The 16,414-nt window shown below is 67.2% G+C and carries 9 protein-coding genes and 2 riboswitches; of the genes, 7 read left to right on the top strand and 2 right to left on the bottom strand.

Translation table 11 applies throughout. The features are described from left to right. Window positions 1–16 precede the first annotated feature (16 nt). The gene (locus AB4Y64_RS15780) at window positions 17–730 is read right to left on the bottom strand and encodes a response regulator (RefSeq protein WP_441817415.1); all 714 of its coding nucleotides are present in this window, start codon (window positions 728–730) and stop codon (window positions 17–19) included. 167 nt (window positions 731–897) lie between these two features. On the opposite strand from AB4Y64_RS15780, the gene AB4Y64_RS15775 reads away from it, so the two are divergent. The 3 genes from AB4Y64_RS15775 to AB4Y64_RS15765 all read left to right on the top strand — a co-directional run bounded on the left by AB4Y64_RS15775 (window position 898) and on the right by AB4Y64_RS15765 (window position 2,782). Further along, the gene (locus AB4Y64_RS15775; protein ID WP_441817414.1) at window positions 898–1,713 is read left to right on the top strand and encodes a methyltransferase domain-containing protein; all 816 of its coding nucleotides are present in this window, start codon (window positions 898–900) and stop codon (window positions 1,711–1,713) included. A gap of 50 nt (window positions 1,714–1,763) precedes the next feature. Beyond that, window positions 1,764–2,042 carry a DUF4242 domain-containing protein gene (locus AB4Y64_RS15770; RefSeq protein WP_441817413.1) on the top strand — a complete coding sequence of 93 codons (279 nt, stop codon included), beginning with the start codon at window positions 1,764–1,766 and terminating at the stop codon, window positions 2,040–2,042. 164 nt (window positions 2,043–2,206) lie between these two features. Continuing rightward, window positions 2,207–2,782, top strand: a complete 576-nt coding sequence (locus tag AB4Y64_RS15765; RefSeq protein WP_441817412.1) for a hypothetical protein — start codon at window positions 2,207–2,209, stop codon at window positions 2,780–2,782. Window positions 2,783–2,838: 56 nt separating this feature from the next. Here the strand turns inward: AB4Y64_RS15765 and gcvP are convergent, their stop codons facing one another. Next, a complete protein-coding gene (gene gcvP, locus AB4Y64_RS15760; RefSeq protein WP_441817411.1) occupies window positions 2,839–5,733 on the bottom strand; it encodes an aminomethyl-transferring glycine dehydrogenase in 2,895 nt (964 codons plus the stop codon). 54 nt (window positions 5,734–5,787) lie between these two features. Continuing rightward, a riboswitch (glycine riboswitch) is annotated at window positions 5,788–5,902 on the bottom strand. A gap of 3 nt (window positions 5,903–5,905) precedes the next feature. After that, window positions 5,906–6,005, bottom strand: a riboswitch (glycine riboswitch). A gap of 207 nt (window positions 6,006–6,212) precedes the next feature. Between gcvP and AB4Y64_RS15755 the strand changes: the two genes are divergently transcribed. The 4 genes from AB4Y64_RS15755 to AB4Y64_RS15740 all read left to right on the top strand — a co-directional run bounded on the left by AB4Y64_RS15755 (window position 6,213) and on the right by AB4Y64_RS15740 (window position 16,321). Next, window positions 6,213–7,907: a ShlB/FhaC/HecB family hemolysin secretion/activation protein gene (locus tag AB4Y64_RS15755; RefSeq protein ID WP_441817410.1), complete on the top strand. Its 1,695-nt coding sequence runs from the start codon at window positions 6,213–6,215 to the stop codon at window positions 7,905–7,907. A gap of 309 nt (window positions 7,908–8,216) precedes the next feature. Next, window positions 8,217–14,411 carry a two-partner secretion domain-containing protein gene (locus AB4Y64_RS15750; protein WP_441817409.1) on the top strand — a complete coding sequence of 2,065 codons (6,195 nt, stop codon included), beginning with the start codon at window positions 8,217–8,219 and terminating at the stop codon, window positions 14,409–14,411. 142 nt (window positions 14,412–14,553) lie between these two features. Beyond that, complete coding sequence (locus tag AB4Y64_RS15745; RefSeq protein ID WP_441817408.1) at window positions 14,554–15,009, top strand: VOC family protein; 456 nt, start codon at window positions 14,554–14,556, stop codon at window positions 15,007–15,009. A gap of 52 nt (window positions 15,010–15,061) precedes the next feature. Then, window positions 15,062–16,321, top strand: coding sequence for a multidrug effflux MFS transporter (locus tag AB4Y64_RS15740; RefSeq protein WP_441817407.1), 1,260 nt, complete (start codon window positions 15,062–15,064; stop codon window positions 16,319–16,321). The last annotated feature ends 93 nt before the right edge of the window (window positions 16,322–16,414 follow it).

The following is a 16,414-nucleotide window of genomic DNA, read 5'->3' as shown; positions in this document are numbered from 1 at the left end:
ATTCCGCCCGCGACGGTTACGTGGAGGGCGCGAACATGTAGCCGACGCCGCGAACCGTGCGGATCGCGCGCGGGTTGTCCGGGTCGACCTCCACCTTGCGCCGCAGCCTGGCGATGCGGATGTCGATGGAGCGGTCGAACGGCTCCCATTCACGATTGTGGGTGAGGGTCAGGATCTGGTCGCGCGAGAGCGCCTTGCCGGGGTGCTCGTAGAGCACGCGCAACAGGTCGAACTCCATGTGCGTGACCATCACTTCCAGTCCGTCGGCGTCGAACACCTGGTGCGCATCGAGGTCGAGCGTGCAGCGGCCGAAGGGGACGCGGCGGCCGGGACTGCTCGCCACGGGCGCTTCCGGCCGGGCCTGGATGCGCCGCAGCACGCTCTTGATGCGCGCCAGCAGCTCGCGCGGGTCGAATGGCTTGGCGACGTAGTCGTCGGCGCCGATTTCCAGCCCGACGATGCGGTCGATCACGTCGCCCGAGCCGGTGACCATGATGATGCCCACGTCGTAACGCTCGCGCAGGAACCGCGCCAGGCTCAGGCCGTCCTCGCCGGGCAGGCGGATGTCGAGCAGGACGATGTCCGGGGCCTCGCGTTCGAGTTCTGCGCGCATGGCGGTGCCGTCGCCGGCCTGCAGCGCACGGAAGTCATGCGTGCTCAAGGCCTCCACGAGCATCTCGCGGGTCGCCTGATCGTCGTCGACCACCAGCACACAGGGCGTATGCGCCATCACCGGCTCCTGCTTCCACAGTTACTGCACTGCAAGTATCGGCCGTCGTTACCCGCTGTTACAAACCCGCCGCGGGAGGACATCGGATCGATACGCGCGCTTTCTAGATTGGTCCCCATGCCGCCGGATTGGCCGACGGCACTTCCGAGAGGAACAGGGAGACCGTCATGAGCCGTTGCCCGCTTGCCCTGGATAGCAATCGCCTGCGCCGCCAGGTCCGCGCTGTCTACGAGCGCGTCGCCCGTGACCCGGCCAGCGGCTTCCATTTCCATACCGGCGCCGCCTATGCGGTTCAGCGGCTGGGTTACGACGAGGCGGCGCTGGCGGCACTGCCGACGGTGTGCACCGAGCGCTTTGCCGGTGTCGGCAATCCGTTCCGGATTGGCACGATCCCTGCCGGCGCCGTGGTGCTCGACCACGCCTGCGGCGCCGGCATGGACCTGCTGCTGGCCGCACGCGCGGTCGGTCCGCGGGGCCGGGCGATCGGCATCGACCTGACGGCGGCCATGCGCGCCTGCGCGATCGCGGCTGCGGCGGAAGCGGGGCTGCTGGATCGGGTGGAACTGCATGAGGGCACCTTCGAGGACCTGCCGGTTGCCGACGCCAGTGTCGACATCCTGATCTCAAACGGAGTTCTCAACCTCGCACCGGACAAACCGCGGGTGATGTCGGAGGTGATGCGCGTGCTGCGTCCCGGCGGCGCCCTCTACCTGGGCGACGTGGCGGTCGATCGCGAGCTGGCCGCAGGCGCCCGCGCCAACGCCGACCTGTGGGCCGCCTGCATCGGTGGCGCCTCGACCGAAACGGCGCTGCTGCAGTTCATCACCGACAGCGGCCTGCAGCGTGCGCGCGTGTGCGAGCGCTTCGAGGCCTTCGCCGGCACCGGCATCGACCGCAAGTTCCATGGCCGCCTGCATGCCTATGGCGTCAACGTCCACGCGGTCAAGCCGCACGCGCTCGGCGCGAAGAAATCACCGGCCTGAAGCCGGCAACCCAGGCGCCCGTGTCGGGTGCCACCCACCGGAGAACCACCATGCTCAGGAAGTACGTCATCGAAAGAAACATCAGCGGCATCGGCAAAGAGCCCTACGAAGCCCTGTGCGACGTCGCCCAGCGCTCCAACGAGGTGCTCGACCAGCTCGGCACCGGCGTGCAGTGGCTGCACTCGTATGTGGCCAACGACAAGACCTACTGCGTCTACCTGGCCAGTGACGAGTCGTTGATCCGCGAACACGCGCAGCGTGCCGGGTTCCCCGCTGATGCAGTCGCCCAAGTGCAGTCGGTACTCGACCCGACCATGGCGCCTGCATGACCCGACTGCCGATTCATGCCGGTGCGCCGTTGGCATCAACGCCACCGGCATGAAGACGCAGCAGCACCTTTTCATCGCAATCGCAACGCATGGCCATAGCGGCCCCCGGCCCAGGGAAGCGGGCAGGGCATCGCCGTCCGGTCAAGAACAAAGGAATTGCCACCATGAACGTGATGACCCTGATCTCCGCACTGGCGATGGTCGCAGCCACCCATTCGATCGCGACGCGCGTGGTTTATGCGCAGCCCGTGGAGGATGGGGCAGCCCAGACGACGTCCAGTTCACTGCCGATCCATGACCTGCCGGGCGTGCGCGTTGTCGCCACGCTGGAACCGGAACCGGAACCGGAAACGGCTGCGGCGTCGGATGAAACCCTGGCGTCGGCTGATGAGCCGCGCGTGTTCGACCTGCCCACGGTGTACGTCTACGCCGATCACGTCTACGCAGATCACGCCCAGGACAAGCCGTACCGCACGGTGCGTTCGCGCACCGCGCTGGGCGTGCCGGGCGCACGCACCCGCCGCGGCGTGTCGCCGCAGCGCACGCTGGCTGGCGAACCGGTCGCGCTGCGCGCCAGTAACGATCGCGGCGATCGCTGGCAGGCGATCGCCTGTGTCGCCCGCATGCGCCTGTCGCGCGTGTGGCCGGTGTCGCGTTGCGACATCGCCGAAAACGCCCGCGCCATGGCCCGCGTCGGCTCCATGCTGGCCACCCTGTCAGCCCCCGTCCGACGACGTTGACCGGCCAACAAAAAAGGCCCCGCAATGCGGGGCCTTTTTCATGCAGCAACGAAGCCTTACGCCTCGACCACATCATCCTTGTACGCATCCACCGGAATGCACGCACACATGACGTTCTTGTCGCCGTAAACGTTGTCCACGCGCGCAACCGGCGGCCAGTACTTCTGCAGGCGCAGCGACGGCAGCGGGAACGCCGCCAGCTCGCGCGGATACGCATGGGTCCACTCGCTGGCCGTGACCGCGGTGGCGGTGTGCGGGGCGTTCTTGAGCGGGTTGTCCTCGCGGTCCAGCTTGCCGTCCTCGATCGCGCGGATCTCGTCGCGGATCTGGATCATCGCGTCGATGAAGCGGTCCAGCTCGTGCTGCGATTCCGACTCGGTCGGCTCGACCATCAGCGTGCCGGCGACCGGGAAGCTCAGGGTCGGGGCGTGGAAGCCGAAGTCGATCAGGCGCTTGGCCACGTCTTCGGCCGACACGCCGGTGGCGTCCTTGAGCGGGCGCAGGTCGAGGATGCACTCGTGCGCGACCAGACCATTGCGACCGGTGTAGAGCGTCTCGTAGTGCGGGGCCAGGCGGGTGGCGATGTAGTTGGCGTTGAGCAATGCCACTTGCGTCGCCTTGCGCAGGCCTTCGGCGCCCATCATCGTCACGTACATCCAGCTGATCGGCAGGATCGAAGCCGAACCAAAGCTCGCCGCCGACACCATGCCCACATCGCCCTCGCCACCGAACGTACGCGGCAGGAACGGCGCCAGGTGCGACTTCACCGCACACGGGCCTACGCCCGGGCCGCCGCCGCCGTGCGGAATGCAGAAGGTCTTGTGCAGGTTCAGGTGCGACACGTCCGAGCCCCACTTGCCGGGCTTGGCGACGCCGACCAGGGCGTTCATGTTGGCGCCGTCGGTGTAGACCTGGCCACCGTGCGTGTGCACGATCTCGCAGATCTTGACGATGTCTTCCTCGAACACGCCGTGCGTGGACGGGTAGGTGATCATCAGCGCGGCCAGGCGCTCGCTGTACTTCTCGGCGGCGCGCTGGATGTCATCGACATCGACGTTGCCGTTGGCATCGCACTTGGTCACCACGACCTGCATGCCGCACATCTGCGCCGAGGCCGGGTTGGTGCCGTGCGCCGATTCCGGGATCAGGCAGATGTCGCGGTGATCCTCGCCGCGCGAACGGTGGTAGGCGCGGATCGCCAGCAGGCCGGCGTACTCGCCCTGCGCGCCCGAGTTGGGCTGCAGGCTGACGGCGTCGTAGCCGGTGCACTCGACCAGCATCGCTTCCAGACCGTCGATCAGCGCCTTGTAGCCCTGCGCCTGCGTGGCCGGGGCCAGCGGGTGCAGGTTGCCGAACTCCGGCCAGGTCACCGGGATCATCTCGGCGGTGGCGTTGAGCTTCATCGTGCAGCTGCCCAGCGGGATCATGGTGCGATCCATCGCCAGGTCCTTGTCGGCCAGGGCGCGCATGTAGCGCAGCAGTTCGTGCTCGCTGTGGTGCGTGTTGAACACCGGATGGGTGAGGAACCCGCTGCTGCGCTTGAGACCGGCCGGCAGGGCCTCGGCGGTGGCGACGTCAAGTGCGTCGATGTCGCTGATGCTGGCGCCGAACAGCGCGGCCACGGCGATCACTTCGGCGCGGGTGGTGGTCTCGTCGAGGCTGATGCCGACGCTCTGGCCGTCGATGCGGCGCAGGTTGATGCGCGCGGCCTCGGCCTTGGCGTGGATCGCGGCGGCGTCGACGCCAACGATGTGCAGCGTGTCGAAGAAGTCCGGGCCCACCGTAAGGCCGGCCTGGCGCAGCGCGCCGGCCAGGATCGCGGCGAGGCGATGGGTGCGGCGGGCGATGCGGGTCAGGCCCTCGGGGCCGTGGTAGACCGCGTACATGCTGGCCATCACCGCCAGCAGCACCTGCGCGGTGCAGATGTTGGACGTGGCCTTCTCGCGGCGAATGTGCTGCTCGCGCGTCTGCAGCGTCAGGCGGTAGGCGGCCTTGCCCTCGGCGTCGATCGACACGCCGATCAGGCGGCCCGGCATCGAGCGCTTGTAGGCGTCGCGGCAGGCCATGAAGGCCGCGTGCGGGCCGCCGAAGCCGAACGGCACGCCAAAGCGCTGGGTGTTGCCGACGACGATGTCGGCGCCCCATTCGCCCGGTGCGGCGATCAGGGTCAGCGCGAGCAGGTCGGTGGCGACGGCAACCAGGCCGCCGCGCGCGTGCACGGCATCGGCCAGTGCCTTGTAATCGTTGACCTGGCCAAAGGTGTTCGGGTACTGCAGCAGCACGCCGAAGCTGTCGATGCTGATGGCTTCGGCGTCGTCGGCGACGACCAGCTCGATGTCGAGCGGCTCGGCGCGCGTGCGCAGCACTTCCAGCGTCTGCGGGTGCACGCCGCTGGAGACGAAGAACACATCGGACTTCGACTTGGACGAACGCTTGGCCAGGGTCATGGCTTCGGCGGCAGCGGTGCCTTCATCGAGCAGGGACGCGTTGGCGATCTCCATGCCCGTGAGGTCGGCGCACATCGTCTGGAAGTTGATCAGCGCTTCCATGCGGCCCTGCGAGATCTCCGCCTGGTACGGCGTGTAGGCCGTGTACCACGCCGGGTTCTCGAGGATGTTGCGCAGGATGACGTTGGGCGTGTGCGTGCCGTAGTAGCCCTGGCCGATGAAGCTGCGGAAGACCTGGTTCCGGTCGGCGATCGCGCGGATCTTGGCGATGGCCTCGACCTCGGTGATCGGCGCCGGCAGGGCCAGCGGCGACGGCGACTTGATGTTGGCCGGCACGATCGCGTCGGTCATCGCATCGAGCGAGTCGAAGCCGACCACGCCCAGCATCTGTGCGATTTCGGCGTCGTTGGGGCCGATGTGGCGCTCGAGGAACGCGTCGTGGTGCTCGAGATCAAACAAGCTCACGGCGGAGGAAGCAGGGGTCTTCTGGCTCATGCAGGGCATCCGGTTTGGCTCGATGGGAGCCGGGCGTGCGCGCGCAGCGCACTTGGAGTGCCCCTCTGTCCTTTTGCCTGAGAGTTTGGAAGCGCGGGGTCGGGGGAGGTGAACCCCGCTTGGCTTCTTGCCCCTTCGGCGCCGGGTGACCCGCAAGGGGTTTCCGGTCTCTCCAGAGTTTGAGCCGACGGCGGTAATGGGGCCTGAGCGATTCCGGGCGTTTGCGCCTTCGGCAGCGGATCCGGCCGTTCAGGCTGGTCCGCTTCTCCCACCGTCTGCTTGTGCCGGCAATTATAGGGCATGGCCCGGGCCCGGAGGAGGCGGGCTGCGGCCCCTGCACCGGGGGCGCGGCGGCCGGAATGCCGGCTCGCACGTCGCCGCCGGGACAACTCAGACAAATCTCATATCCCCGGCGAATCAGAGACCTAGGATGCACCCCGCGTTGCAGCCCCCGCTCAACGGGCACTTCGCATTCCTGGATCCCGATCGTGAACAAGACCCACCGTCCCGCCTCCCATGCCGCGTCCGGCTTCCGCGGGGGCGCAAAGGGCCGGGCCGGCCGGGCCGGTCTACTCACCCTGGTCGTCTGCTTGCTGGTTGTGCCGGGCGGTGCATCGGCGGACCCGGCAACAGCCGATTTCCGCGTGGTGCCGGCCGGCAGCAGCGACGAAGCAACGGCGACGATCGTGCTGCAGACCGCCGCGGCCGGGTTGGGCGCACCGCCGCGCACGCTCGACGACGTCAATCGCTGGTCCGAACAGCTCACCGTCGCCTTGCGCCAGGGCGGGTTCCCGATCGCGCAGGTGCTGATGACCGAAGACGACTGGCGCCGTGCCGATGCCGGCGGCGCGCCGGTGTTCATCGCCTATCCCGGGCGCATCCGCAACATCGTGGTCAACAACACCTCGCGCATGCACCAGGACCGGCTGCAACGCGTCGTGGTTGATGCCTTGTGCGACGAGCGGTCCACCGACACCGCGGTCTGCCTGCTGCAGACGGGCCGTCTCGAACGCGCCACGCAGGTGCTGCAGGACCTCCCCGGCGTTGCCATCGAACAGGCGCCGCAGTTCTCGCCGGGCGCCGGCGTGGGCGAGGTCGACGTGACATTCAGCGTCGCGCAGCGGGGCAAGCCCGCGCAGGCCGACTTCATCGTCGACAACAAGGGCATGCAATCCACGGGCGCCTATCGCCTCGGCGTGACCGGTTCCGGCAACAACCACTTCGGGCTTGGCGAGAGTTACGCCGCCACCTTGATGGTGACGCGCGAAGGCATGTGGACCGGCTCGCTGGATGGCGCCATCCCCGTGACCGCCAACGGATTGCGCGCCGTCGGCGGCCTGGTGCGGCAGGAGTACACGATCAATGCCGGCACGCCGGTCGAAGGCGTCGCGAGTACCGCGCAGATCGGGCTTTCGTATCCGCTGAAACGCGGTCTGGACCGCAATGTATGGCTCGGCACGTCGCTTCTGCACAGCAGGACGCAGACGACGTTCGAGGACTTCGACTTCGCCACCCGCGGCACCATCGACTCCGCACGTTTCTCGCTGCAGGCCGACAACGGCGACCGCGCCCAGCAGTTGCGCACCAACCTGTGGAGCGTGCAGGGCGCGCTCACCGCCGGCCACCAGCGCAACGACGACCCGGCCGACGCCGTGGTGAAGCGGGCCGGTGGCTACGCGAAAGCGAACATGACCGCGTTCGGCCGCTGGTTGCTTGGCAGCAGCGGCGACCTGTTCATCACCGGGCGCACCAATGTGCAGTGGGCCAGCCGCAACCTCGACCCGAGCGAGAAACTGCTGGCGGGCGGGCCAGACGCGGTGCGCGCCTACCGCACCGACGAAGCGTCCTTCGATGACGCATTCATCGCCAACGTCGGCCTTTACCGGCGTTTCCCGCTGGCCACCGGCCACCAGCTGCAGGCCGGAGCCTTCGTCGATGTCGCGCGCGGACGCGTCAACCACGATCCGTGGCCGCTCTGGGAGAGCAGCTACATAGGCGTCGACAACGTCACCAACTGGCGCACGCTCGCCGGCCCGGGCCTGAGCCTGGACTGGCTGACGCCGAAGGGCATCACCGTGTCGGTGTCGGTGGCGAAACCGTTCAATTCGGCCAGCCCATCGTGGATCGATGAAGAAGCCAGAGCGCTGCAGTATTGGCTGTCCGTAAGTCTGGGCACGCGCTGAACCCGCGAAACGACGGCCACGCCCGACGCGCAAACCGATGCCAATCACGCACAACCGCGGTCAGCGCCCCGTCTGAGAATTGTCTGAGTTCCCGTCGGGAAACGCGCTAAAACCACGTCGCCCGATTCGCCTAAGACAACTCAGACAAATCTGATATCCCGTCGGAATCGTCTGCCTAGCATGCGCACCTGTGCTGTTGCCCACGGGGCCGCTTCCCGCTAGTTGCCGAAGCGAGGCCACACAACCTCACGCCTTTGCCTGGTCACCCCGTGACCGGACACGCCACCCTTATCTGCCGAGTCATCGCAAATGAACAAGAACCGCTACCGCCTCATCTTCGACACACGCCTGGGCATGCTGATCCCGGTGCCGGAATACGTAACCAGCCAGGGCAAGCACAGTGGCGAGGGCACCGGCAACGGCGCACCGGTCGTCTCGTCGATGACCGCACTCGCACTGGCGATGCTGCTCGCATCGGGCAGCTTGTACGCGCAGCAGCTGCCGACCGGCGGCAACGTCGTCGCCGGCCAGGCCAGCATCGGCCAGCCCAACGCCAACATGCTCACCATCGACCAGGCCAGCCAGCGCGCCGTGATCGACTGGAACACCTTCAACGTCGGCCAGGGCAACACCGTCCAGTTCAACCAGCCCAATGCACAGGCACAGGCGCTCAACCGCGTCACCGGCGGCGTGCCGTCCAACATCCAGGGCCAGCTGCTGGCCAACGGCCAGGTACTGATCCAGAACGCCAACGGCGTGCTGTTTGCCAAGGGCTCCACCGTCAATGTCGGTTCGCTGTTGGCGACGACCAAGGCCATTGATGCCAACCAGTTCATGTCCAGTGGTGCGTTCGACCTGAAGGCCACCGGCAAGAATGCCGGCGTGGTAAACGAAGGCTCGATCGATGCCGCTGGTTTCGTCACCCTGGTCGGTGACCAGGTGCGCAACAGCGGCGACATCCGCAGCAATCAGGTCGTGCTTGCCGCAGGCGACAGCGCGACCGTCGCGCTCGCCAACGGCCAGGGAATCTCGCTGAAGCTGACCGACGCCACCGCCAACGCGCTGGTGGAGAACACCGGCAATATCGACGCCCGCGGTGGCAGCGTGCTGCTGACCGGCCGCGGCAAGGACACGCTGCTGAAGTCGGTGGTGAACCTGTCGGGCGTGACGCGCGCAGGTACCGTTGTTGCCGATGCAGGCAACACGGGTGATGTGGCCGTGCGCGGCACGGTCGATGCAACGGGCGCCAACGGCGGCACCGTCGTGCTGTCGGGCGACCGCGTCGGCCTGTTCGGTAATGCCAGCATCGATGCCAGCGGTGAGCAGGCCGGTGGCAAAGTCATCGTTGGTGGCGACAGCCTGGGCAAGCTCGGCGGCACCAGCGCCGCAGGTCTGATCGATGGCGTCAACTTCGCCAGCTACACCCAGGTCGACCAGGGCGCCTCGATCAAGGCCGGTGCCTCGCGCGGCAACGGCGGCTTCGTCGAGACCTCGGGCAAGAACCTGAGCGTGCAGGGCAACGTCACCGCCGCCGCACCGAACGGCCAGGCCGGCCTGTGGCTGATCGACCCGACCGATGTGACCATCAGCACGGCGGCGACGGCCAACGAGACCGAAGCCGGCGGTGTGTTCACGCCGACGACCAACAGCGCCACCGTCAACAACGGCGCCATCAGCACCGCGCTCAACGCCGGTACCAACGTCACCATCACCACGACCAGCGCGGGTACGGCTACAGGCAACATCGTCCAGAACGCGGACGCGAACATCACCAAGTCGGCCGGCACCGCGGCCAAGCTGACGCTGCAGGCCGACGGCAGCATCCAGCTCAAAGGCAACATCACCTCGACGGTCGGTGCGCTCGACCTGGACCTGCAGGCCGACCGCAGCGGCGCGCACATGGGCTCGGTGTCGTCCGATACCGGCAAAACGATCGACCTCAATGGCGGCACGCTGACGGCCTCGGCGAACACCACGCTCGGCAACGGCCTGTCGGGGTCCAACAATGCCATCGAGTTCAACGGCACGGAAGCCAACATCGGCGGCGGCTCCCTGACCGGTGCGTCCAATACCGGTGCGGGCGTGGTCATCACGAACGCTGGCAGCTTCACGCAGACGGGTGGCACGTTCACCGTGAACGGTACGTCCACTACGGGCGACGGTGTGCAGATGTTCGGGAACGTCACGCTGAGTAATGCCGCCAAGCTGGACATCACGGGTACTTCGGCCGGTGGTGGGCGCGGCTTCTACCAGAACTCTGGCACGTTGCTGTCTCTCAGCGGCGACAGCTCGATGAATATCACTGGCTCCTCGGTGACCTCCAACGGTGTCCAATTCGAAGGCAACCTGGCGCTCGCGAACAAGGCGAAGTTGACTGTGAAGGGTACATCTGCTGGTAACGGCACGGGTGTGGCGAAGGGCAGCGGAGGCGCGTTGACCATTACCGACGATGCGGCGGCAAGCTTCGACGGAACCTCTCAGAGCAATAGCGGCGTTGGACTGTGGAACAGCACGAGGTTGTCAGGCAATGGCACGCTGGATCTTATCGGACGATCGGATACCGGGATCGCGACGAACTTCGTTGGCGGATCCAGCATTCTCGTCACCGACGACGCAAAGCTGAATGCAAACGGCATTTCGCAGACAGGGATTGGTCTTTCGGTCGCTGCCCTCAAAGTCAATCCTGTTGGCGAGGATGCGATCGGTGTCGCTTTCGGCGGGAGTGCGAACATCGACGTTGCCGGTAATGGCACGGTCAATCTGCATGGACAGTCGGTCACGGGCACTGGCTTTGCGTCGGCCGGGGGTACGAAGGTGAACGTTGCTGGCGCTGGCACCTTGAGCATTGCCGGCGAAGGAATGCGCGGGGTGGTGTCAACAGGAGCATTGGCGGCATCTGACACGGCCAAGGTCAGCCTGGTCGGACACGGTACCACCGGAGAAGGGGTATACCTTCCTGCTTTGACTGTGTCTGGCGACGCCAAGATCGATGTCAACGGCACGTCCGAATCAAGCACTGGCACCTTGATGAGTGGCGGCAGGCAAAATACTGTCGCTGACAATGGCGCGCTGTCCATCTCGGGAACTTCAGAGTCGGGTCGTGGCGCCGCGCTCAACGGCACGATCACCACGTCGGAAACGGCCAAGACTGATCTCAATGGCGAATCAAGCACCGGCACAGGCCTGGTTGTCGGTACGATCAACACGTCGGGGACCGCGTCCACCACCGCTACCGGTGAGTCAAATGGCGGCACCGCAGTCGTCATTAGTGGCGGGGTGAACACCACTGTCGACGGAACGGCGACTGTAACTGGCACTTCCGTCGACGGATCCGGCATCACGGTCGCTCCTGCTGCAGTAATCAGCACATCGGGTACCGGCAACACCAACATCACCGGCACCTCCACCAACGGCTCGGGCACGCAGATCGACGGCACGGTCAATACCACGGACGAGGGCACGGCTGCTGTCACCGGCACCTCGCAGACCGGCTCGGGCATCCAGATCGATGGCACGGTGACCACCATTGAGGGCGGCACCTCCACCATCGCCGGCACCTCGACCAGCGGCCCAGGCGTCGATGTCGACGCGACAGGCGTGATCACCACTTCCGGCAGCGGCACCACCGGCGTCAACGGGTCGTCGCAGACCGGTTCGGGCTCGCAGATCGATGGCGCGGTCAACACCACCGGTGACGGCACCGCCAACATCGCAGGCACCTCGGTCGACGGCTCCGGCGTTGAAGTGACTCCGACAGGCGTGATCAGCACCTCCGGCACCGGCGACACCAGCATCACCGGTACGTCCACCAACGGTTCGGGTTCGCAGATCGATGGCACGGTCAACACCAGCGAAGACGGCGCCGCCGCGATCGGCGGCACGTCCACTGCGGGCAACGGCGTCGACGTCAATCCGACCGGCGTGATCAACACCGGCGACAACGGCGTGACCGGCATCACCGGTACGTCGGAGACGGGTGCGGGCTCGAACATCGACGGCACCGTGGCCACCACCGGCAACGGCACGGCCAATATCGGCGGCACCTCGACCGGTGGCACGGGTGTTTCGGTCGCTCCGACTGGCTCGATCACGACTGCCGGCACCGGCGACACCAACATCACCGGTACCTCGGAGACTGGCACGGGCTCGAGCATCGACGGCACGGTCACCACCGCCGTGGACGGCACGTCCACGATCACCGGCACCTCCACCGGTGGCACGGGCGTCGACGTCAACGGTTCAGTCAGCACCACCGACACCGGCAACACCGGCATCACCGGTACGTCGGTGACCGGCGCGGGTTCGAACATCGACGGCACCGTGGCCACCACCGGCGACGGCACGTCGACGGTTGCCGGCACCTCGACCGACGGCACCGGCGTGGCGGTCTCACCGACCGGCGTGGTCAGCACCACGGGCACCGGCGACACCAGCATCAATGGCAACTCCGCCAACGGGTCGGGTACGGCCATCGATGGCACGGTGAGCACCACGGACGACGGCAACTCGACCATTGGCGGCACGTCCGTCGCTGGCCCTGGTGTGGACGTCAACGGTTCGGTCAGCACGACCGATACCGGCGACACGGCCATCACCGGCACCTCGGAGACCGGCAACGGCTCGAACATCGATGGCACGGTGACCACCACCGGTGACGGCAACACGACGGTCGGCGGCACCTCTACCGACGGTTCGGGCGTCGCAGTCACCCCGACCGGCTCGATCGACACCTCCGGCACGGGCAACACCAGCATCGATGGCACCTCGACCAATGGTCCGGGTACGGATATCGACGGCACTGTGACCACGAGCGAAACCGGTACCTCGGTGATCGACGGCACGTCCGTTGCTGGCCCGGGCTCCAACATCGACGGCACCGTCACCACGACCGGCGACGGCACCTCGACCATCGAAGGCACCTCGACCAGTGGTTCGGGCGTGGACGTCAATGGTTCGGTCAGCACCACCGACACCGGCGACACGTCGATCACCGGCACGTCGCAAACCGGCAACGGTTCGAACGTCGATGGCGCGGTCACCACCACCGGTGACGGCAACACGACGGTCGGCGGCACATCCACTGACGGTTCCGGCGTCGCGGTTGGTCCGACCGGCACGATCGGCACCTCGGGCACCGGCAACACCGGCATCGACGGCACCTCGACCAATGGTCCGGGTACCGACATCGACGGCGCGGTGACCACCAGCGAAGGCGGCACGTCGACGGTCGACGGTACGTCGCAGACCGGCTCGGGCACCGATGTCGATGGCACGATTGTCACCAGCGGCGACGGCAACACGACGGTGGGCGGCACGTCCACCAGCGGTCCTGGCATCGACGTCGATGGTTCGGTCACCACCACCGATACCGGCAGTACCGACATCGGCGGTACCTCGGGCACCGGTGCGGGTACGAACATCGATGGCACGGTGAGCACCACGGGTGACGGCTCCACCGCGGTCACCGGTGCGTCCACGGACGGCTCCGGTGTTGCAGTCGGTCCGACCGGCACGGTGGGCACCTCGGGCACGGGCGATACCAGCATCACCGGCACCTCGACCAACGGTTCGGGCACCGAGATTGACGGTGCGGTGACCACCACCGAGGGCGGTACCTCCATTGTCGATGGCACCTCCGTCACCGGCGCAGGCGTCGAAGTCGATCCGACCGGATCGATCACCACTGCCGGCACCGGCACGACCGCGGTCACCGGCACGTCGGAGACCGGTTCGGGTGTCGACAACGCCGGCAACATCGATGCGGCAGGCAGCGGCACGACCAGCGTCATCGGCGGCTCCATCAGCGGCACCGGCATCACCAATGTCGGCACCATCCACGGTGGCGACAACGGCCAGGTCAGCGTGACGGGCGCGTCGGGCACCGGCGCCGGGCTGATCGACTCCGGTTCGATCAGTGTCGACGGCAACGCCACCGCGGTGACGTCCAACAACGGCAGCAAGGAAACCATCACCCCCAGCACCGGCGGTACGGGTGGCGGTGGCGGCAATGGCAACGGCAACGGTGGCGTCACGCCGGTGACGGGCTCGGGCTCCAGCGGCGGTGGTGGCGGCGGCGGTAACGCCGGCATGGCGGTGGGCGTCCTCGGACTGGGTGCCGCCGGCTTCTGGGCGGTCAGCAGCGGCGCCGACAGCTGGCACCTGCAGTCGGCCGAACCGGTCACGGTGGAATCGGACGAGGCCCAGGCCTGGGCCCAGGCGCAGCTGACGCAGGTCTCGGTCGACCTCGACCAGGGTTCGGCCGGCGTCCAGCTGCAGACGCAGAAGGGCGCGGTGGACCGCCAGCTGAGCTACCGCGACGGTGCCGACGGCGTGAAGCACTTCACGTCGGAGGATGCCGGGATCAAGGCCGACCTGTCGGTCGATGTGGAGACCAACGAGTACTTCTACAGCGAGCAGGGCACGATCGAAGGCAAGCCGTATGCGGTCAAGGCGCACGGATGGCTGAAGACGGGCGCGGGGCCGGTGCAGGTCGCGGCGAAGTAATCGCCCCGGCGATTGCCGGCTACAAGCGGAAACGAGCGGGGGCGCCGGGAAACCGGCGCCCTTTCTCATTCGTCTGTCGTCGCAACGCCGCCCCGCACGAGTCAGGGGTATGCTTTGCGCCCCCGCACGCAGGAAGCACGACATGGGCGCTGCCCCTTTCCGGTTGCTGCAACTCGATCACGTGGTGTTGCGCGTACGCGACCCGGCACTGATGGAGGCGTTCTACTGCGATGTGCTCGGCTGCGTGGCCGAGCGCCGGGTGGACGCGGTGGGGCTGGTGCAGCTGCGTGCCGGCAATTCGCTGATCGACCTGGTCGCCGTGTCGGGCAAGATCGGGCGCATGGGCGGTGCCGGGCCAGGGGCCGAGGGGCGCAACATGGACCATCTGTGCTTGCGCGCCGATCCCTTCGACCGCGAGCAGATCGTCGCCTATCTGCTGTCGCATGGTGTGCAGGTAGGCGAGTTCGGTCGGCGCTATGGTGCCGAAGGTGAAGGTCCGTCGCAGTACCTGCTCGATCCGGAAGGCAATCTGGTCGAACTCAAGGGGCCGCCGGACGAGGTGCCGATCGATACGGCGGCGTCCAATGCCAGTACGTGAGTTGTGCCGCCGCCGGTCCTTGATCGGCTGCCTTCACGCCAGAGATCCGTAGATGCCCACCGCTGCACCCGCACCCTCGCTTTCGATCTCTGTCCGCCTGCTGGCCCTGCTCCTGGGCGGTCTGGCGATGTTCGGTCCGTTCTCGATCGACACGATCTTCCCGGCGTTCCCGGCCATCGGCACGCAGTTCGGCGCCGACAAGCTGGCGATGCAGCAGACCATCAGCGTCTATCTGATCGCCTATGCGGCGATGAGCATCGTGCACGGGCCGCTGTCGGATGCGATCGGGCGCCGTCGCGTGATTCTCGGCGGGCTGTCGGTGTTCGCGGTGGCATCCGTCGGCTGCGCGTTGGCCACCGACCTGACCACGCTGCTGGTGTTCCGTGCGCTGCAGGGCTTGTCGTCCGGCGTCGGCCTGATCGTCGGCCGCGCGGTGATCCGCGACGTCCTGCACGGCCACGACGCGCAGCGCCTGATGAGCCAGGTGTCGATGATCTTCGGCGTGGCGCCGGCGGTGGCACCGGTGATCGGCGGCTGGATCCTGGGCTGGAGCCATTGGCCGGCGATCTTCTGGTTCCTTGTGGCGTTCTCGATCGTGCTGCTGGTATTCACCTGGCGGACGCTGCCGGAGACGCACCCGCCCGAGGCGCGCCTGCCGATGGTGCCGCGACGCCTGCTGCGCGATTACGTCGCCATCGTCATCAACCCGCGTTTCCAGCGGCTGGCCGCGGCCAGTGCCTTCAACTTCGCCGCGTTGTGGCTGTACATCGCCTCGGCGCCGGCGTTCGTGCTCGACATCCTCAAGCTCGACGAGCGCCAGTTCGGCTGGTTCTTCGTGCCGATGATCAGCGGCATGGTGCTGGGCGCGTTCGTGTCCGGGCGCGCGGCCGGCAAGGTCAGCGGCGAGAAGCTGGTGTCGATCGGGTTTGGCTGCTCGGCCGTGGCGATGCTGCTCAACCTGGGCTACAACCTGTGGACCGACACGCCGCAGGTGCCGTGGGCGGTGCTGCCGATGATGCTCAACGCGTTCGGCATCGCGCTGGTGTTCCCGATCGTGACGCTGTCGATCCTGGACATGTACCCGCGCCAGCGCGGTTCGGCGTCGTCGATGCAGGCCTTCACCAGCCTGGTGCTCAACGCGCTGATCGCCGGCGTGCTGTCGCCCTGGATCAGCGACCACATGCTGTGGATGGTAGGCGTGGCCAGCACGTTCCTGCTGATCGCGTGGGGGTTCTGGCGCTGGGAGGCGGCGGTGGTGCGGACGCGTTGCGTGGCGGAGCCGAGCGCGACGGTGCCGGAAGAGAGCCTGTAGGAGGCCGTCATTCCCGCGAAGGCGGGAACCCAGTGACTTCGCGTCGCCGCGCAAAGGCAACGACGCTGGGTCCCCGCCTTCGCGGGGATGACG

It is taken from the genome of Lysobacter sp. TAF61, assembly GCF_052113485.1.
Taxonomy (GTDB): domain Bacteria; phylum Pseudomonadota; class Gammaproteobacteria; order Xanthomonadales; family Xanthomonadaceae; genus Lysobacter_J.
The sequence above is the reverse complement of the archived record's forward strand: the minus strand, read 5'-3'. Positions and strand labels throughout refer to the sequence as shown.